Source organism: Falsiroseomonas sp. E2-1-a4 (assembly GCF_051433165.1).
Taxonomy (GTDB): Bacteria; Pseudomonadota; Alphaproteobacteria; order Acetobacterales; family Acetobacteraceae; genus Falsiroseomonas.
Genome location: NZ_JBHMFS010000027.1, coordinates 37,497 through 54,975 on the forward strand (window position 1 = coordinate 37,497; position 17,479 = coordinate 54,975).

15 protein-coding genes and 1 pseudogene are annotated in these 17,479 nt (G+C 70.8%); 11 read left to right on the forward strand and 5 right to left on the reverse strand.

Translation table 11 applies throughout. The features are described 5' to 3' along the window. Positions 1-5: 5 nt before the first annotated feature. The gene (locus tag ACFHNC_RS21795) at positions 6-1,043 is read right to left on the reverse strand and encodes a YeiH family protein (protein WP_437171352.1); all 1,038 of its coding nucleotides are present in this window, start codon (positions 1,041-1,043) and stop codon (positions 6-8) included. Positions 1,044-1,223: 180 nt separating this feature from the next. On the opposite strand from ACFHNC_RS21795, the gene ACFHNC_RS21800 reads away from it, so the two are divergent. After that, positions 1,224-2,411 (forward strand): MFS transporter, encoded by a 1,188-nt coding sequence (locus ACFHNC_RS21800; RefSeq protein WP_437171353.1) that lies wholly within the window; start codon positions 1,224-1,226, stop codon positions 2,409-2,411. On the opposite strand, the gene ACFHNC_RS21805 is transcribed toward ACFHNC_RS21800, so the two are convergent. Next, entirely contained in the window at positions 2,401-3,276 is an 876-nt protein-coding gene (locus ACFHNC_RS21805) for a substrate-binding domain-containing protein (protein ID WP_437171354.1), read from the reverse strand. The two genes, ACFHNC_RS21800 and ACFHNC_RS21805, sit on opposite strands and share 11 nt — an antisense overlap. Positions 3,277-3,361: 85 nt before the next feature. Between ACFHNC_RS21805 and ACFHNC_RS21810 the strand changes: the two genes are divergently transcribed. From ACFHNC_RS21810 to ACFHNC_RS21835, 6 genes are all read left to right on the forward strand, one after another. After that, positions 3,362-4,063, forward strand: a complete 702-nt coding sequence (locus tag ACFHNC_RS21810; RefSeq protein ID WP_437171355.1) for an ABC transporter permease — start codon at positions 3,362-3,364, stop codon at positions 4,061-4,063. Next, complete coding sequence (locus ACFHNC_RS21815) at positions 4,063-4,785, forward strand: ATP-binding cassette domain-containing protein (protein WP_437171356.1); 723 nt, start codon at positions 4,063-4,065, stop codon at positions 4,783-4,785. The genes ACFHNC_RS21810 and ACFHNC_RS21815 overlap by 1 nt, the downstream gene beginning before the upstream one ends. A 16-nt stretch (positions 4,786-4,801) precedes the next feature. After that, entirely contained in the window at positions 4,802-5,626 is an 825-nt protein-coding gene (locus tag ACFHNC_RS21820) for a substrate-binding domain-containing protein (protein WP_437171357.1), read from the forward strand. A gap of 37 nt (positions 5,627-5,663) precedes the next feature. Further along, positions 5,664-6,314, forward strand: coding sequence for an HAD family hydrolase (locus tag ACFHNC_RS21825; protein WP_437171358.1), 651 nt, complete (start codon positions 5,664-5,666; stop codon positions 6,312-6,314). A 66-nt stretch (positions 6,315-6,380) separates the two neighbouring features. Beyond that, the gene (locus ACFHNC_RS21830; RefSeq protein WP_305672293.1) at positions 6,381-6,743 is read left to right on the forward strand and encodes a DUF423 domain-containing protein; all 363 of its coding nucleotides are present in this window, start codon (positions 6,381-6,383) and stop codon (positions 6,741-6,743) included. 9 nt (positions 6,744-6,752) lie between these two features. Then, positions 6,753-7,676: an SAM-dependent methyltransferase gene (locus tag ACFHNC_RS21835; RefSeq protein WP_437171359.1), complete on the forward strand. Its 924-nt coding sequence runs from the start codon at positions 6,753-6,755 to the stop codon at positions 7,674-7,676. Positions 7,677-7,775: 99 nt separating this feature from the next. Here ACFHNC_RS21835 and ACFHNC_RS21840 read toward each other — a convergent pair whose 3' ends face one another. Continuing rightward, the gene (locus ACFHNC_RS21840; protein WP_437171360.1) at positions 7,776-9,212 is read right to left on the reverse strand and encodes a DHA2 family efflux MFS transporter permease subunit; all 1,437 of its coding nucleotides are present in this window, start codon (positions 9,210-9,212) and stop codon (positions 7,776-7,778) included. Further along, entirely contained in the window at positions 9,209-10,693 is a 1,485-nt protein-coding gene (locus ACFHNC_RS21845; protein ID WP_437171361.1) for an AMP-binding protein, read from the reverse strand. Before ACFHNC_RS21845 ends, ACFHNC_RS21840 begins: the two co-directional genes overlap by 4 nt. A gap of 98 nt (positions 10,694-10,791) precedes the next feature. On the opposite strand from ACFHNC_RS21845, the gene ACFHNC_RS21850 reads away from it, so the two are divergent. The 4 genes from ACFHNC_RS21850 to ACFHNC_RS21865 all read left to right on the forward strand — a co-directional run bounded on the left by ACFHNC_RS21850 (position 10,792) and on the right by ACFHNC_RS21865 (position 17,344). Beyond that, the gene (locus ACFHNC_RS21850) at positions 10,792-12,435 is read left to right on the forward strand and encodes a hydantoinase B/oxoprolinase family protein (protein ID WP_437171362.1); all 1,644 of its coding nucleotides are present in this window, start codon (positions 10,792-10,794) and stop codon (positions 12,433-12,435) included. A gap of 140 nt (positions 12,436-12,575) precedes the next feature. Beyond that, positions 12,576-14,630 carry a hydantoinase/oxoprolinase family protein gene (locus tag ACFHNC_RS21855; protein ID WP_437171363.1) on the forward strand — a complete coding sequence of 685 codons (2,055 nt, stop codon included), beginning with the start codon at positions 12,576-12,578 and terminating at the stop codon, positions 14,628-14,630. Positions 14,631-14,701: 71 nt separating this feature from the next. Beyond that, complete coding sequence (locus ACFHNC_RS21860) at positions 14,702-16,519, forward strand: ABC transporter ATP-binding protein/permease (RefSeq protein ID WP_437171364.1); 1,818 nt, start codon at positions 14,702-14,704, stop codon at positions 16,517-16,519. 528 nt (positions 16,520-17,047) lie between these two features. Further along, positions 17,048-17,344 carry a helix-turn-helix domain-containing protein gene (locus ACFHNC_RS21865; protein WP_437171365.1) on the forward strand — a complete coding sequence of 99 codons (297 nt, stop codon included), beginning with the start codon at positions 17,048-17,050 and terminating at the stop codon, positions 17,342-17,344. Here the strand turns inward: ACFHNC_RS21865 and ACFHNC_RS21870 are convergent. After that, positions 17,338-17,421: pseudogene (locus ACFHNC_RS21870) on the reverse strand (hypothetical protein); the annotation flags it as partial. The gene ACFHNC_RS21865 and the pseudogene ACFHNC_RS21870 overlap by 7 nt on opposite strands. Between the last annotated feature and the right edge of the window lie 58 nt (positions 17,422-17,479).

A 17,479-nucleotide genomic window follows, 5' to 3' on the forward strand; every position in this document is an offset into this window, starting at 1 on the left:
GGGCGCTAGACGCCGATCATCTTGACGCCGACGAGAGCGATCGCGGCGATCAACAGGCTGAGCGCGATGCCGAGCGCCAGCGGCGCCAGCCCGCGCGCACGCAGCGCCTTCAAATCCGTGGACAGGCCCAATGCCGCGACGCTCGCCGCCATCAGCAGCGGCACCAGGAAGCGGGAGGCCTCGATGGCGATGCCGGGCACCAGCCCGGTGGAAACCACGCCCACCATCACCAGGAACCACACGGCGAACCACGGCACCTGCACCTTGGCCGTGCCGCCGCCCGCCGACGCCGCGCCGCGCGCCACCCACCAGCCGAGCGCCATGATGGCGGGTGCCAGCAGCATCACGCGCGCCAGCTTCATCACGGTGCCGGATTGCGCCGCCTCCGGCCCGCCTGCCGCCGCGGCACCCACCGCCTGCACCACCTCATGCAGGGAGGCACCGGCCCACAGCCCATAGGCGAGCGCGGACATCCCCAGCGGTTCCGCCAGCAATGGCAGCAGCACCAGGCCGGCCGTGCCGCACAGGGTGATGACCGCCAGCGCGTAGGTCACGTCCTCATCCTTCGCGCGCACCACCTGGTTGGTGGCGACGATGGCGGAGGCGCCGCAGATGCCGGTGCCCATGCCGAGCAGCGCGGCGAGGCCCGGCTGCACGCCGAACAGCCGGCCAAGCCAGATCGCCGCCGGCACCGTGACGCCCACCACCACCACGGCCAGCGCCAGCGCGCCCGGGCCGAGGGCCAGCACCTCCGTCGCCGTCACCTGCAGGCCGAGGATCACGATGGCAAAGCGCAGCAGCGGCCGGATGGAAAAGGACAGGCCCGCATCCAGCACCGGCTGCCGGCCCTTGGCGGAGCGCCAGGCCAGCCCGACCAGCAGCGCGATCACCACCGGGTTCAGCGCCGCGATGCCCGAGGCATTGCGCAGCCAGACGGAGGCAATGGCGATCACCAGACACACCAGCAGGCCGGGTGCCAATTTGCGCAGCTTCGCCACGCGGCCGGAAGGGCCGCCCTGTCCACCGGATGCGACCGCTGCCATGCCGAAAACTCCAACTCCGATCCGGCATCCGACAGCAGGATCATGTCGCGAAACCGGCCCCAAGCGGTCGGCCCGTTCGGTATAGGCGCGGCCTTCCGCACGGCCAACCCGCCCCCGGTGGACAGCGCGGCGCATTCCCGGCATGGCGGAGGCACCGCAATCGCAGGACTTGCCTTGGCCATGACGGACCCGCATGCCGATGCCACCCTGCTGCCCGCCGCGGTGGGGGTGACGCTGGGGGCGCAGGCGCTGGTGGTGCTGGCCTCCCTGGTGCTGCCAGTGACGGCGGCGCTGGTGCTGCCGGCCGCAGGGCTGCCGCAGGCGGCCGTCGGCTGGTATGCGGCGCTGCTGTTCGCCTCCGGCGCGGTATCCACGCTGTTCACGCCGCAGTTGGTCGCCGCCCTTGGCCCGGTGCGGTTGCACCAGGCGATGCTGGCCAGCGCGGCGGGCGGGGTGCTGGCCCTGGCGATGGCCTCGCCGGCGGCGCTGGCGGTCAGCGCGCTGCTGGTGGGGGTGGCCTATGGCCCGGCCAACCCGGCGAGTTCGGCGCTGCTGGCACGGCTGGCGCCGGCGCGGCTGCGGAACCGGGTGTTCTCGATCAAGCAGGTGGCGGTGCCGGTGGGCGGTGCCACGGCGGGGCTGCTGGTGCCGGTGCTGGCGGCGGGTTTTGGCTGGCAGGTGGCCTGCCTGGCACTGGCCGCCGCGATGGGGCTGGCGATGCTGGCGGTGCAGCCCTGGCGCTGGCGGCTGGATGCGGGATCGCTCGCGCCACGCGGGGGTGGGCTGGGGTTTTCGGCGCCGTTTGCCGCGGTGCTGGCCGGCGGGCCAACGCTGCGGCTGGGGCTGGCCGCGTTGTGCTTCGCCTGCGTGCAGTTCAGCTTCTCCGCCTTCCTGGTGACGGTGCTGGTGACGGTGGCCGGCTGGAGCATCGCCGCCGCCGGGCTGACGCTGACGGTGGGGCTGCTGGTGTCCATCGCCGCAAGGCTGGTGCTCGGCTGGGTGGCGGACCGAGTGGCGCCGGCGCGGGTGCTGGGCGGGCTGGGGGTGCTGATCGCGGTCGCCTGCCTCGCCTGCCTGGGGCTGGGGCCGGCGACGCCGGTCTGGCTGGTCTGGCTGGTGGCGGGGCTGTTCGGCTTCGCCGCCTTCGGCTGGAACGGCATCTGCCTGGCGGAGACGGCACGGCTGGCGGCACCGGGGCGGGTGGCGGCGGCGACATCGGGCATCATGATGATGATCTATGTCGGCGCCTGCCTCGGACCCGCGCTGTTCGGTGCGCTGTTTTCGGCGACGGGCGGGCCGGAGGCGGGCTTTCTCATGTTGGCGGGGCTGGCGCTAGCGCCGTTGGGGTGGCTCAGGCTCAGGGGTTGAAGGCGACCTGCCCGGTCTCCGTGATGTCGTAGCCGCCCATCCGCGCGGCGCGAGCGGCGAAGCCGGCGCCGCGAGTGAAGCGGAACAGCGCCTGGAGGGGCGGCTCGAAATAGGCGCGGCGGCGCATCACCAGGTCGAAGCGCTCCCGCACCAGGGGCGCGAAATCCAGGCCGCGGGCGGCCGCCTCCGCGCGGATGCCAAAGCCGGCATCGGCGCGGCCTTCGGCCACGGCGGCGGCGACCTCGTCCTCCGCCAAGGCCGGTTCGGGCAGGAAGCCGATCGCGTCCAGACGCAGGCCGGCTTCGGCCAGCAGGTGCATCAGCAGCACATGGCTGCCGGCGCGGGGCTGCCGGCCGATGATGCGCAGGCCCGGCCGTGCCAAGTCCTGCACCTGGTGGATGGCGGAGGGGTTGCCGGGCGCCAGCAGCAGCCCCTGTTCGCGCCAGGCCCAGGTGATGCCGACCACGCCGCGTCCGGCCAGCAGGTCCCGCACCGCGGGCTCGTTGAAGGCGCCACTATCCGGGTCCAGCAGATGCGTGCCGGCGGCCAGCGCCGCATCCTCGGCCAGCGCCGCCAGCCCATCCAGGCTGCCGCCGGCCCGCAGCGCCAGGCCGCAGCCGGATTGCCGCACCGCCCAATCCAGCAACGGGTCGTGGCTGCCGGCCAGGATCGGCGGCGGCGCGGCGGCCACCTCCCCGGCCTCGGCCTGTTCGGCCAGCCAGCGGACCAGGCGGGCGCGGGGGAACAGCCATTTGCCGCTGATCTGCGCCGCCGGCAGGCGCCGGGCGCGGGCGAGGTCATACAGCGCGCGTTCGGACAGGCGCAGCCAGGCGGCCGCCTCCTTCAGGGTCAGGATATCCGGCATATGGCGGCAGATTCCGGCAGGTGGTGGCGGCAGCAGGCCAGGGGATGCGATTGACGTCAAGCGTTGCCATAGCCAGCTTGCCCGCATGGAAGACTTGCAAGCTGCCGTCTCCCAGGCGATCGGCCTGGTGGTCGCGGGCGACCCCACCTTGGCGCAGATCGTGCTGCTGTCGCTGCGGGTCAGCCTGACGGCGGTGCTGCTGGCCGCACTGGTTGGCCTGCCGCTCGGCGCGCTGCTGGCGGTGGCGCGATTTCCCGGGCGCGCGGCTGTGGTGACCTTCCTCAATGCGCTGATGGGGCTGCCGCCGGTCGTCGCGGGGCTGCTGATCTACCTGCTGCTGTCCCGCGCCGGGCCGCTCGGGTCGCTCGGGCTGCTGTTCACGCCGACCGCCATGATCATCGCCCAGGCGGTGCTGGTCGCGCCGATCCTGGCCGCGCTGACCCGTCAGGTGATGGAAGGGCTGTGGGAGGAATATGCCGAACAGCTCCGCAGCTTCGGCGCCGGCCCCGCCCGCGCCGTGCCCACCCTGCTGTGGGATGGCCGCTTCGCGCTGCTGACCGTGCTGCTGGCCGGCTTCGGCCGGGCGAGCGCGGAGGTCGGCGCGGTGATGATCGTCGGCGGCAATATCGAGGGTTTCACCCGGGTGATGACCACCGCCATCGCGCTGGAGACCAGCAAGGGCGACCTGCCCTTGGCGCTGGCGCTCGGCCTGGTGCTGATGACGATCGTGCTGGCGGTGAATGCGCTGGCCCAGGGGCTGCGGGACCGCGGCATGCGGCTGGCCTGATGCGCGCGCCGGACGCGATCCTGCCGCTGCGGGCGGAGGGGCTGGGTTTTGCAGCCGGTGGCGTGGCGGTGCTGCTTGATGTGTCGCTGACCATCGCGGCGGGTCCGCCCCTGCTGATCCTCGGCCCGAACGGCGCCGGCAAGAGCGTGCTGCTGCGCCTGCTGCATGGGCTTCTGGCGCCGAGCGCGGGCGCGGTGCGCTGCGATGGGCCGGCCGCCGACCCGCGCCGCCACCAGGCCATGGTGTTCCAGCGCCCGGTGCTGCTGCGCCGTTCGGTCCTGGCAAACCTTCGCTACCCCCTGGCCTTGGCCGGGCTGGACCGTGCCGAACAGGATGCCCGCGCGGCGGAGGCGCTGGCACTGGTCGGACTCCAGGCGCTGGCCGACCGCCCCGCGCGACAACTTTCGGGCGGGGAACAGCAGCGCCTGGCCCTGGCCCGCGCCGCGGCGCTGCGGCCGGAGGTGCTGTTCCTCGACGAGCCCTGCGCCAGCCTCGACCCCGCCGCGACCGGCGCGGTGGAGCAGATCATCCAGGCGCTCGCCGCGCGCGGCACCAAGCTGGTGATGACGACGCATGACCTCGGCCAGGCGCGCCGCCTGGCCGGGGAGATCGCCTTCCTGCATCGCGGCCGCCTGCTGGAACACACGCCGGCCGCGCGCTTCTTCACCGCCCCCGCGACGGCGGAGGCCGCGGCCTTCCTGCGCGGCGAGCTGATCTGGTAGCCGGAGGATTCTCGGCATGTTCCGTCGCCTGCTGCTTCTTGCCTTGCTCGCCCTGCCCCTGCCGCTCGCGGCGCAGGACCGGCACATCACGGTCGCCAGCACCACCAGCACTGAGCAATCCGGGCTGTTCGGCCATATCCTGCCGATCTTCACGCGGGAGACGGGCATTGCGGTGCGCGTGGTGGCGCTCGGCACCGGCCAGGCGCTGGATGTCGGCCGTCGTGGCGATGCGGATGTGGTCTTGGTGCATGACCGGGTGGCGGAACAGCGCTTTGTCGCCGAAGGCCACGGCGTGCAGCGCCAGTCTGTGATGTTCAACGACTTCGTCATCGTCGGGCCGGAAGCCGACCCCGCCGGCATCGCCGGGTCAAGCGACACCGCCGCCGCGCTGAAGCGCATCTCCGAGGCAGGCGCGCCCTTCATCTCCCGCGGCGATCGCTCCGGCACCCATGCGGCGGAGCGGCGGCTGTGGCAGCAGGCCGGCGTCGATCCCGTTGCCGGTCGCGGCACCTGGTACCGGGAGATCGGCCAGGGCATGGGGCCTGCGCTGAACACCGCCGCGGCGCAGGCGGCCTATGCGCTGACGGATCGCGCCACCTGGCTGTCCTTCCGCAACCGCCAGGGCCTTCGCATCCTGGTCGAGGGTGATGCGCGTCTGTTCAACCAGTACGGCGTCATGCTGGTGAACCCGCAGCGCCACCGCCATGTGAAGCAGGCGGAGGGCCAGCGCTTCATCGACTGGATCATCTCCCCCGCCGGCCAGGCCGCCATCGCCGGCTACAGCATCAACGGCGCGCAACTGTTCTTCCCGAATGCGGCGCAGGACGAACCGGGCGGCTGAATTTGCATGGCCGCCGCCAGCACGGCATAGGCCGCCCATGCGCGACCCTGCCCCTTGCGATGCCGTCATCTTCGACATGGACGGGCTGCTCTTCGACAGCGAGGTGCTGTCACGCGACGCCTTCCTCACCACGGCGCGGGAGCTGGGGCACAGCCTTGCCGTCACGGACTATCTGGAGCTGGTCGGCCGCCCCTGGGCGCTGAATCGCGTGACCTTGCAGCAGCATCTCGGGCCGGATGGCCTGGAGCCTTTCCGCGCCACCTGGCTGCGCCATTATCAGGGGATGCGCCCGATGCTGGCGCTGAAGCCCGGCGTGACGGAACTGCTGGACCGGCTGGATGCGTTGCGCCTGCCGCGCGCCATCTGCACCTCCTCCGCCCATGCGGATGTGGCGGAGAATCTGGCGCTGCACCGGCTGGAGGGGCGCTTTCAAGCCGTGGTGGCCGCCGGCGACTATGCCCACGGCAAGCCGGCGCCCGACCCCTTCCTGCGCGCAGCCGAGGTGCTGCGCGTGGCGCCCCGGAACTGCCTCGCGCTGGAGGATTCCCCCAATGGCGTGCGCGCCGCGGCCGCGGCCGGGATGCGGACCGTGATGGTGCCGGATCTGCTGCCGCCGACGCCGGAATTGCGCGCCCTGTGCCACCGCATCGCCGCGGACCTGCATGAGGTGCGGGCGCTGCTCGGCTGATCGGGCCGGGCTGGCACGGCTGCGTTGAGGCTGGCGAACCGCGCTGCCGCGGCGTAGATCGGGCCGATGGCACGTTTGTGGATGGTTCTGGGCGCCCTGTCAGGGCTGATCGCGGTCGGCATGGCCGCCTATGCAAGCCATGGGCTGCCGCCGGAGACTGCCGCTCTCGCGAATACCGGCGCATCGCTGCAGGTCTGGCACGCGCTGGCGCTGCTCGGCTGCGGCATGCTGGCGGAACGCCGGCGCGGCCCGTTGGTGCATCTGGCGGCGGGCTGCTTCGTGGTGGGCACGCTGGGCTTTGCCGGCGGGGTCTATGTGCGGGTGCTGACGGAGACCTCGCTCGGGCCGGTCACGCCAATGGGCGGCATGGTGCTGCTGGTGGGCTGGGGCATCCTGGCCGCCGCCGCGGCGCTCGCGCCAGAGAAGTGATCGCCAGAAATGATCGCCAGCGCCTATCTCGCCGCCGAAGGCTTTGAGCACGACCTGGCCGAGGAATTGTCCCGCGCCAAGCGTCGGATTTCAGCCTGGCATGGGCGGCTGGCCCTGTCGCCCGACCCGCCCGGCCCGGCCGCCTGGGCGCTGGAGGTCTGGACGGCGCCGCAGGAGATTCCCGTCGCCTCGGTCAAGCAGGCGGCCGATGCGCTGCGCGCCATCCAGCGCAACTGGGCCGGCTATGCCGCCGCGCATCACCGTCGCAGCGCGCTGATCTCGGAAAAACTGCCGCCGGTGAAGGCGCGGCCGCTGGCCTTCCCGGACCTCGCGCCGACCGGCCATCTCGGTGGCTGGACGCTGCTGGCGCCGGACCGGCTGCTGGCCAGCCCGACCAAGACCAGCCCCTTCGTGAATGGGGAGGTCGCCTTCATCGAGGACCGCGAAGGCCCCCCCTCCCGCGCCTATCTCAAATTGTGGGAGGCGCTGACGCGGCTCGGGCGGTATCCCGGCCCCGGCGAGACCTGCCTCGACCTCGGCGCCGCACCAGGGGGGTGGACCTGGGTATTGGCAAAACTCGGCGCGCAGGTGGTGGCGGTGGACAAGGCGCCGCTGGATGCCGCCGTCGCCGCCATGCCCGGCGTGACCATGCGGGCCGAAAGCGCCTTCGGGCTGGAACCCCGGACGGAGCCGAAGGTGGATTGGCTGTTCAGCGACGTCATCTGCTACCCGTCCCGCCTGCTGGGCCTGGTGCAGCGCTGGATTGCCGCCGATGCGGCGCGCAACTTCGTGTGCACGCTGAAATTCCAGGGCGAGACGGACCACGCGACGGCGGAGGCCTTCGCCGCCATTCCCGGCGCCGTGGTCTTCCACGGCGCGCACAACAAGCACGAGCTGACCTTCGCCCGGCTGGACCCGAACCGGACAGGTTAGCGCATTTTAAAGCCGTGCGGCTTCGCAAGGCGACTCGGAAAATCCGCTGGAACAGAAAGCTGGAGCCGTTTCGCCGTCTTCACTTTCGGTGAAACGGCTTCAGGTCCCGCCCTTATGGCCGGAGACGCGCGCCGCCACGTCCCGCTTCAGCCGCAGCGCGCCCGGCAGCATCGCCAGCATCACCAGCCCCGCCACCACGAAGCCGGCCTGGAACTCCACCAGCCCCGGCACCGTGGTGCCCTGCCAATACATCCCGGCCGAAAGCGTCAGCGACCCCAGCACCACACCGAGCGCCACCGAAAACTGCTGGATCGTGCCGGTCATCGCCGTGGCCGCCGCCAGCTTGTTCTGCGGCACATCGGCAAACGCCATGGTCGCCATGGAGGTGAATTGCAGCGATCGCGAGAGCCCGCCCACCGCCAGCACCAGGAAGATGGCGATCGGCGGCCAAGACGGGTCGAACAGCGCACACACCGCCACCCCCGCCGCCGCCAGCACCGCATTCACTACCAGCACGTTGCGGAAGCCGAAGCGGCGCAGCACCGGGCGGATCAGCGGCTTCATCGCCAGCGCGCCCAGCGCCGTGGCGAAGGTGAGCAGACCGCTGCCGGCGGCCGAAAGTCCGAACACCAATTGCAGCGTCAGCGGCAGCAGGAAGGGCAGCGCGCCGGCGCCGATGCGGAACAGCGTGCCGCTCAGCATCGGCATGGCGAAGGTCGGGATCGACAGCAGCGAGAGGTCCACCGCCGGCCGCACCGCCTGCTTCGAATGCAGCACCGCCGCCACCGTCGCCGTCAGGCCCAGGCTCAATACGGTCAGCGGCACCCAGACCGGCGCCAGGTCGCGGCCGATCGTCTCCAGCCCCGAAACCAGCAGCGCCAGCGCCAGGCCCCACAGGATCAATCCCCGCGTATCCAGCGGCCCGGGGTCCTGCGGGTCCATCTCCGGGATGAAGCGCCAGACCAGCAGCAGGCCGAGGGCACCGACCGGGATGTTGATCCAGAACACGGCGCGCCAGGAAACCGCATCGGTCAGCAGGCCACCGATCGGCGGGCCGAAGATCGGGCCGAGCAAAGCGGGCATGGTCAGCCAGGTCATCGCGGTCAGCAATTCCTCCTTGCTGACACGGCGCAGCAGCAGCAGGCGGCCGACCGGCACCATCATCGCGCCGCCCAAGCCTTGCAGCACCCGCGCCGCCACCAGCGTGCCCAGGCCCTGTGACAGGCCCACCAGGGCGGAGGCGCCGGTGAAGACCAGGATCGCCCACATGAAGACTCGCCGCGGCCCGAACCGGTCCGCCACCCAGCCGGAGACCGGGATGAACACGCACAAAGCCACCAGGTAGGAGGTGATGGCGACGGAGAGATGCACCGGGTCCCGGTCCAGGTCCCGCGCCATGGCCGGCAGCGCGGTGGCGACCACGCTGCTGTCCAGATTCTGCATGAACAGGGCGCTGGCGACGATGGCCGCGATTATTCTCGGGTCGCGGGGCGCGACGGGGCGCGGGTCGCGCAGTTTGGGGGCCGTGCCGCTCACCCGGCCGCCATCTCCCGCAACCTGCTGCGCTGGATTTTCGGGCCGTTCGGGCCATCCACCACCGGGAAGGTTTCGAGCGCCACGATCCGCGCCGGGACCTTGAAGCGGGCGAGGCTTTTGCGCGATTCGGCCATCAGCGCCGCCTCGTCATAGCCGGGGCCGGGGATGATGAAGGCGATGGGCTTGCCCGCGGCCTCCACCACCTGCGCGGCGGTGACGCCGGGCTGGGATTGGAGAAAACCCTCGATTTCCTCGGGCGAGACCAGGAAGCCACCGATCCGCAGCGCATCGCCACGGCGGGTGAGGAAGCCGAAGCCGCCATCCGGCTGCGCCTCCGCCAGGTCACCGCTGCGGAACCAGCCATCCGGGGTGCGGGATTGCGCGGTCGCTTCCGGGTTGCCGAGGTAGCTGTCGAACAAAGACGGGCCACGCAACAGCAATTCGCCATCCTCGGCGATGCGCCACCCGGCTTCGGGGCTGACTGGCGCGCCGCCGCCAATGGCGCGATGCGGGCCGCGAGAATTCTGGCCGGCAAACAGCGCCTGGACCTCGGAACTGCCATAGACGCCGCGTACCGCGAGACCCAGCGCGTCGGAGGCCGCCATCACGCGGTCCGCCTGGCCATGGAAGCTGGCATAGCCGGTGAAATGGAAGGGGGCGTAGGGGCGGCCGGCGGCGGCATCCGCCAGCAGCAGCAGCCATTCATCGCCACCGACCATGTGGGTGATGGCCTCGGCGCGGATCAGCGCATCCGCCGCTGGCGCGTCCAGCTTTTCCATGCAGGCGATGCGCGCGCCGCCGGCCACCGCCGCCAGCGCCGCGCTCAGCCCGAAGGTGCCGCACAAGGGCACGGCGGCGAGCATCGCCGCCCCCGGCGCATCCGTGCCGATCGCCGCCGCGACATCCGCGGCATGGCCGGCGATGGAGGCCTGGCGGTGCAGCACCAGCTTCGGGCCGGCGGTGGTGCCGCTGGTGGTGAAGGTGAGGCACTCGGCCTCCGGCGTCGCCAGGTCCGGCGATTCCTCGGCATCCAGCAGCGTTTTTCGCGTGAGCACCGGCATGCCGGCGAGGTGGCCCTCCGCGAACCCATCCATGCCCAGCACCATCCGCAGCGACCCCGGCGGGTCCGGCAGCACGGCGGCGGCGTCCACGGCCGCAAAATCCCTCGCGACGGCGATCGCCTTGGGCTGGGCGCGGGCCAGCAGGTTGCCGACCTCCAGCGCCCGGAACCGCGTGTTTAGCAACACCGCGCAGGCGCCGCGCCGGGCCAGGGCGAACAACAGCAGCAGAAAATCCGGCCGGTTCGGCAGGAAGATCGCCACCCGGTCGCCCGGCCCAATTCCCGCCGCGGCCAGCCCGCCCGCCAGGCGGCGCACCTGCGCCTCGGCCTGCGCCCAGGTCAGGGCCGGGAAGGCGGGGGCATCGGGATGCGTGCTGGCGGTGTGCGCCAGGAGGTCGGTGAGGGTGCCAGGACGTTCCATTGTCCCGCATGATGCGACCGCTTCGCCGCGCCCGCCATACCACCTGCCGCAACCCTGCCCGGCTTGACGCGCCGCACGTCCGGCAGGACCGTTGCACCATGCCGACACCTGATCCCGTGACCCTCGCTGTCCTCGAGAACCGCTTCCGCGCCGTGGTGGAGGAGATGGGGGAGGCGCTGCTGCGCACCGCAACCTCCCAGATCCTCAACTCCTCCCGCGATTTTTCCATCGCGCTGTGCGATGCGCGCGGGCGGCTGGTGGCGCAGGCGGATCATATCCCGGTGCATGTCGGTGCCATGCCCTTCGCGGCAGAGGCGGTGCTGGAGGCGTTTCCCGGCCAGATGCGGCCCGGCGACTGCTTTCTTCTCAACGATCCCTGGCATGGCGGCAGCCATCTGCCGGATCTGACCATTGTGTTGCCCGTCTTCGACGGGGGTAACCTCGTATTTCTCTGCGTCGTCCGCGCCCACCAATCCGACATCGGCGGCGCCACCCATGGCGGCTACAACCCCTCCGCCACCGAGATCTGGCAGGAGGGCATCCGCATCCCGCCGATCCGGCTAGGTGAGGGCGATACGCTGCGCGAGGACCTCGTGCACATGCTGGCGCTCAACACCCGCATCGCGCGGGACTTCCGCGGGGACCTGATGGCGATGTGGGGATCCGCCCGGCTTGGCGCGAAACGGCTGGAGGCGCTGCTCGCGACCCATGGCGCGGCGAAGCTGAACGCGGCGACCGACGCCATCCTGGACCTGGCCGAGGCCCATGCCCGCCGCATCATCGGCACCTGGGCCGATGGTACCTGGCAGGGGGAGGCGGTGCTGGATGATGACGGCCATGGCGCCGAGGACATCACCATCCGCGCCACCGTCACCAAGCAGGGCGGCGCGCTGACGGTCGATCTGACGGCGAGCGATCCGCAGACGCTGGGCTTCGTCAATTCCTCCTGGCCCAACACCGTCTCCGCCGTGCGGATGGCGCTCGCCTATCTGCTGGACCCGGAGGTGGCGAAGAATGACGGCGCCTTCCGGCCACTGACGGTGCTGGCGACGGAGGGCACCGTGGTGCGCGCGGCGGAGGGGGCGGCGGTGACGCTCTGCACCAGCCATTGCTCGAACGAGATCGTGGAGGCGGTGGTGAAGGCCCTGTCCAATGCCTGCCCGAACCGCGCCATGGGCGGCTGGGGGCGCCGATTCCGGATTGCCATCCAGGGGCAGGACCCGCGACGGGCGGGGCGCAAATTCGTCTGGCACCTGTTCCATGCGCGGCCTGGTGGCGGCGGCCACGCCACCGGCGATGGCTGGTCCGGCGCCGGGGAATGGCATTCCGCCGGCGGGTTGAAATTCGGCAGCGTCGAGATGGCGGAAGCCCGCTTCCCGCTGTTCTTCCGACGCCATGAATTTTTGGGCGGCTCGGCGGGGGATGGCCAGTACCGTGGCGGGCTGGGGGGCGAGCTGGAGCTGGTGGTGGAAACCGCCGGTCCGGCGCGGGCCAACACCGCCGGCGATGGCGCGCGCCATGGCGCGGCGGGCATGCTCGGCGGGGCCGATGGCGCGCCGCATCGCTACAGGCTGATCCCGCGGGAGGGCACGCCGCGCGACCTACGGACCAAGGAAACCGGCGTGCAGCTTGCGCCCGGCGATGTGCTGCATGTGCGGTCCGGCGGCGGCGGCGGATGGGGCGACCCGGCGCGGCGTGACCCAGCCGCGCGGGCGGCGGATGCGGCCGAGAGTTTGGTCTAGCAACTTCATCGACCTGCGCTGCCCCCCCTCACCCGCTGCGGCTAGGCGCTAGGCGCCAGCCTGCGCTGCCCTCTCCCCCCGACCGGGGGAGAGGGTTGGGTAAGGGGAGCCAGCCCAAGATGTAAACCGGAGTGACTCCCATGCGCCCCCCCTACCGGATCGGCTGCGACGTCGGCGGCACCTTCACCGATGTGGTCTGCATCGGCGCCGATGGCGCCACGCTTCTCGCCAAGGCGGCGACCACGCCGCAGGACCAGTCGATCGGCGTGCTGGATGGCCTCGGCGTGCTGGCCGGCATGCTCGGGCTGCCTTTGCCCGAATTGCTGGCCCAGACGGAGCGCCTGGTGCATGGCACCACCGTCGCCACCAACGCGCTGCTGGAACGCCGTACCGCCCGCATCGGCCTGCTGACCACCGAGGGCCATCGCGACGTCATCGAGATGCGGGAGGGGCTAAAGCCCGAGCGGTACGATCTGCGCCTTTCCCCCCCTGCCCCGCTCGTCCCCCGCCGCCTGCGCCTGCCGCTGCGCGAGCGCATCCGCGCCGATGGCCAGGTGGCGCAGGCGCTGGACGAGGCCTCGCTGACCGCCGCCATCGACGCGCTGCGCGCCGAGCAGGTGGAGGCGGTGGCCATATGCCTGTTCCATTCCTGGCGCGACCCGTCGCATGAGGAGGCGGCAGGCGCCGCCGTCACCGCCGCCCTGCCCGGCGTCTATGTGACCCTGTCATCGGACGTGCTGCCGCAGATCAAGGAATTCGAGCGGTTCTCGACCACCGTGGTGAATGCCGCGGTCGGTCCCATCGTCGCGCGCTATCTCCGGCGGCTGGAGACCCGCCTGGCGGAGGCCGGGTTCCGGCAATCGCTGTTCGTCATCCTCTCCCACGGGGGCGTCGCGCCCGTGGCGGAGGCGGCGCGGATCGCCGCCGGCACCGCGCTTTCCGGCCCCGCCGGCGGGGTGGCCGCCGGGCTGGCGCTGGCCCGCGCCGGGCTGGGGCAGGATCTGGTGACATTCGATGTCGGTGGCACCTCCACCGATGTGGCGCTGATCGAGGCTGGGGAAGCGGCGCTCGGGCGTGGCCGGCAGGTGGGCGGGGAGCGTATCGCGCTGGAAAGTCTGGATATCGTGACGCTCGGCGCCGGCGGTGGCTCCATCGCCTTTGTGGGCGCCGGCGGCATGATGCGGGTCGGGCCGCGCAGCGCCGGCGCCGTGCCCGGGCCGGCCTGCTACGGTGCCGGCGGGACGGAGCCGGCGGTGACGGACGCGAATCTGGTGCTCGGCTACCTGGACGGGTCGCGCTTCCTCGGCGGACGGCGGTCGCTGGATCTGGCGGCGGCGCAGGGGGCAGTGGAAGGGCTGGGCGCGCAGCTTGGCCTTGGGCTGATGGAATGTGCGGCGGGCATCCATGCGCTGGCCAATATCGCCATGGCGGATGGCATCCGCGTCGCGACCGTGCGCCGTGGCGTCGATCCGCGCGGCTTCTGCCTGCTGGCCTTCGGTGGCGCGGCGGGCTTGCATGCCAGCGCGGTGGCGCGGGACCTCGGCATGGCGCGCGTCGCCGTGCCGCTGCTGGCGGCGGGCCTGTCCGCCTGGGGCATGTTGCAGACCGATCTGCGCTACGAAGTCTCCCGCAGCCTGATCGGCGCCACCGGCCTGCCGGATGAGCCCGCCATCCGCGCGCTGTTCGCCGAGCTGGAGGCGGCCGCCCGCGCCCGCATGGCGGAATGGATGGACGCCCCGCCCGCCATCCGACGCAGCGCCGATATGCGCTATGGCGAACAAGTCTTCGAAATTGGCGTCCCGCTGGATGCGGTGGATTGGGACGCCGCCGCCCTGCCAGCCCGCATCGCGGAAAGCTTTCACGCGCGGCATGAGGCGCTGTTCACCTACGCCCTGCGGGGGGAGGAAGTGGTGCTGGTCACGGCCCGTGTCGCCGCCATCGGCCGCCTGCCTGCCTTGCCGGTCCAACCGCTACCGGATCAGCCCGCGGCCACGCCGGTGGCGCAGCGCCTCGCCTTTGTTGCGGGCACGATGCAGGATTTGCCGGTCTATGCTTTCACCGCCCTGGCGCCCGGCCAGAATCTGCCCGGCCCGGCCATCGTGGAAAGCGACACCACCACGGTGCTGCTGCTGCCGGGCGACACCGCTTGGCTGGATGCGCGGGGCTGGCTTGAGGTGGCGGTTGGCGCGGGCTGAGAAAGGCGCCGCTTCCGTTTCGGGAAATCCCGGTCCAGCCTGTGCGGATTCGCCCATCCGTGCAGGGGGCCATGAACCGAATCGCCGAACCCGGTCACACGAAGCGCTTCTTCTATGATTTCATCAGGCTCGCCGGCCCCTACTGGACGGAGCGAAGGTGCTGGCGGCCACGGCTGCTGGGCTTGACGCTGGCCCTGCTTGTCGTGGCCCAGGTCACGCTGGTGATCCGGCTGAATATCTGGACCGCTGACCTGTTCGACGCGTTGGAACGACGCTCGACGGACCGCGCCATGGACCAGATCGGGATCTTCGTCCTCATCCTGCTGGGCACCATGGCGACCAACACGGCGCATCTGATGGTCCGCCGGTGGCTGCAATTCGACTGGCGACGCTGGCTGACGGCGCGGGTCATAGGCGACTGGATGAAGGATGCGCGGCATTACCAGGCCGACCGCATCCCGGGCGACCATGCCAATCCGGACGGCCGCATTGCCGAGGATATCCGGATTGCGACCGAGTCCGCGGTCGATCTCGTCAGCACCCTGTTCTATTGCATGCTGCTGTTGGTGGCATTCGTCGGCATCCTGTGGTCCCTCTCGGGCTGGGTTCGCGTCGCGGGGGTGGACGTGCCCGGCCACCTCGTGGTCCTGGCGTTCGCATATGCCGGTGCAGGCGCGGTTGTCGCCTTCATGCTGGGCCGGCCGCTGGTGCGCGCGACCGATGTGCGCCAGACAAGAGAGGCCGAGTTCCGCTTCAGCCTGGTGCGGTCCCATGAAAGCGGCGAGCCAATCGCGGTTGCCCGCGGTGAACCTCTGGAACGCGAACGGCTCAGGACCGCGTACGAAACCATCGCAGAATCCTGGCGGGACCAGTCCCTGGGGCTGGCGCGGCTGCTGACATTCTCCTCGGGCTACATCGTGCTCGCCAGCGTGCTGCCCATCCTGGTGGGCGTGCCACGGTTCCTCGAGAACACACTGTCCCTTGGTCGACTGGTACAATCGGGGCAGGCGTTCCAGCAGGTTACGGCAGCCTTGTCTTGGCCCGTCGACAACCTGGCCGTGATCGCCGGATGGCGGGCCTCGGTGGAACGAGTCCTGTTGCTCGAAGGGGCGGTCCGTACCGCCGCTGCGGAGGCCGCGCGCAAAGGGGAGGTTTCGATCGAGCTGGATCGCGCACCGGCCTCGCAGCTCCGCGTGCAGAATCTGTGGGTGACGGCGGCCGACGGGACAGCGACGTTGTCCGACCTCTCGCTGACGGTGGAGCCGGGTGAGCGGGTCCTGGTCGATGGTGACCATGAAGCGGCGAGCGCGCTGTTCCGTGTCCTGGCCGGCATCTGGCCCTGGGGGCGCGGCCGCGTGGAATTGCCGGCCGATGACGCCCTGATGGCCATCGGCCCGTGGCCGTTCCTGCCGCAGGGATCATTGCGTCAGGCGCTTGCATTTCCAGACGCGACCGACTGTCACGATGATGCGATGCTGCGGGACACGCTCTCCGGCGTAGGACTCGCATATCTCGCATCCCGGTTGGACGAAGCGGCCGACTGGACGCAGATTCTCACCCCGGCGGAGGTACAACGTTTGTCCTTCGCGCGGATCATTCTGTCGCGTCCGCGCTGGATCGTGCTCGGCAATGCGACGGATACGCTCGACTCAGCCTCGGCCGACACCATGCTACGCTTGGTCGTCGACCGGCTGCCGGAAGCCTGTCTCCTGCTCATCGGGCAGCATCCAGGATCGCGCGATATCTTCCACCGGCAGCTCATGCTGGAGCGCGCATCCGGTGGCGAAATCATTCTCCATGAACTTCATGCGCGTCGCCAGGCAGCAAAGCTGCCGCGATCCAGGCCACTCAGCGTGATCGATCGACTGCGAAAGGGGTACGGCGACTGACCCTCATCGGCTGCGGCCGGCGGCCTGCTTCTCATCTGGACGGCACCGGCCGCCACCATCATCGCAAAACCCGACAGGCTCGATGCGCATCCGTATGAGATTATTCTACTGAAAAATCCAAATTGCTCCGAGAACAGCGGCGATCCACGCCGCCGCGGGCGCGGCAATCAACAGCAATATGATGCTGCGGCGCGAAAAATATCCAGAGTCCCGCCATGGCTTATCCACCGCGATACGCTTCCATGGGTAAGCCAGCTTTCGGCACAACAAATTCATTCTGCAGCCTATAATGGTTAAGCCGCCCGTGTTATTTATACGTTTTTACGAAGATCTAGTGGTTAGATCGCCGTTGATGATTCCCCTGCTGGCCTAGACCTGCGTGTCTGGGCGCATGAGGGAAGGCATTGAGGTCCGGCTTCGGCTGGGCGACCGGGAGCGGCTTGAAGGCGTGGTCACGGACCGCAAGAGCCCGCAGCACCACGTCTGGCGGGCGCGGATCGTGCTGCTGACCGCGGGGGCGCGGGCACGATGGCGATCCGGGCGGCGACAGGCAAAGGCAAGCCGACGATCTGGCGCTGGCAGGCGCGCTACATGCAGGACGGCGCAGACGGGCTGTTCCGGGACACCCCGCGTGGCCACGCCTTCGCCGCCGCCTCGCCCGAGCAGATCGCCGCGGTAGTCGAGCGTACCCTGCACGAGGACCCGCCCGCGGCGACGCACTGGACGCTGCGCTCGATGGCGAAGGCGAGCGCAGCGTCCACCATCCACCGCATCTGGCCTCCGTCACCATTGAAGACATCCTGTCCCGCACCGCCAATGAGGTAGTCGTCACCCGGGCCACCATCGAGGATGTCGTCGCCCAGGCCGCCGCGAAGCAGGTCGTTGCCGTCCTCGCCGAGGATTAGGTCCGCTCCTGCACCGCCCTCGGCTGTGTCGTCGCCCGCTTCGAGATAAAGCCGG

What these genes read in the sequence shown, in the direction of transcription:
- ACFHNC_RS21795 (WP_437171352.1), bottom strand. Translation starts at nt 1,043, where the DNA reads ATGGCAGCGGTCGCATCCGGTGGACAGGGCGGCCCTTCCGGCCGCGTG.
- ACFHNC_RS21800 (WP_437171353.1), top strand. Translation starts at nt 1,224, where the DNA reads ATGACGGACCCGCATGCCGATGCCACCCTGCTGCCCGCCGCGGTGGGG.
- ACFHNC_RS21805 (WP_437171354.1), bottom strand. Translation starts at nt 3,276, where the DNA reads ATGCCGGATATCCTGACCCTGAAGGAGGCGGCCGCCTGGCTGCGCCTG.
- ACFHNC_RS21810 (WP_437171355.1), top strand. Translation starts at nt 3,362, where the DNA reads ATGGAAGACTTGCAAGCTGCCGTCTCCCAGGCGATCGGCCTGGTGGTC.
- ACFHNC_RS21815 (WP_437171356.1), top strand. Translation starts at nt 4,063, where the DNA reads ATGCGCGCGCCGGACGCGATCCTGCCGCTGCGGGCGGAGGGGCTGGGT.
- ACFHNC_RS21820 (WP_437171357.1), top strand. Translation starts at nt 4,802, where the DNA reads ATGTTCCGTCGCCTGCTGCTTCTTGCCTTGCTCGCCCTGCCCCTGCCG.
- ACFHNC_RS21825 (WP_437171358.1), top strand. Translation starts at nt 5,664, where the DNA reads ATGCGCGACCCTGCCCCTTGCGATGCCGTCATCTTCGACATGGACGGG.
- ACFHNC_RS21830 (WP_305672293.1), top strand. Translation starts at nt 6,381, where the DNA reads ATGGCACGTTTGTGGATGGTTCTGGGCGCCCTGTCAGGGCTGATCGCG.
- ACFHNC_RS21835 (WP_437171359.1), top strand. Translation starts at nt 6,753, where the DNA reads ATGATCGCCAGCGCCTATCTCGCCGCCGAAGGCTTTGAGCACGACCTG.
- ACFHNC_RS21845 (WP_437171361.1), bottom strand. Translation starts at nt 10,693, where the DNA reads ATGGAACGTCCTGGCACCCTCACCGACCTCCTGGCGCACACCGCCAGC.
- ACFHNC_RS21850 (WP_437171362.1), top strand. Translation starts at nt 10,792, where the DNA reads ATGCCGACACCTGATCCCGTGACCCTCGCTGTCCTCGAGAACCGCTTC.
- ACFHNC_RS21855 (WP_437171363.1), top strand. Translation starts at nt 12,576, where the DNA reads ATGCGCCCCCCCTACCGGATCGGCTGCGACGTCGGCGGCACCTTCACC.
- ACFHNC_RS21860 (WP_437171364.1), top strand. Translation starts at nt 14,702, where the DNA reads ATGAACCGAATCGCCGAACCCGGTCACACGAAGCGCTTCTTCTATGAT.
- ACFHNC_RS21865 (WP_437171365.1), top strand. Translation starts at nt 17,048, where the DNA reads ATGGCGATCCGGGCGGCGACAGGCAAAGGCAAGCCGACGATCTGGCGC.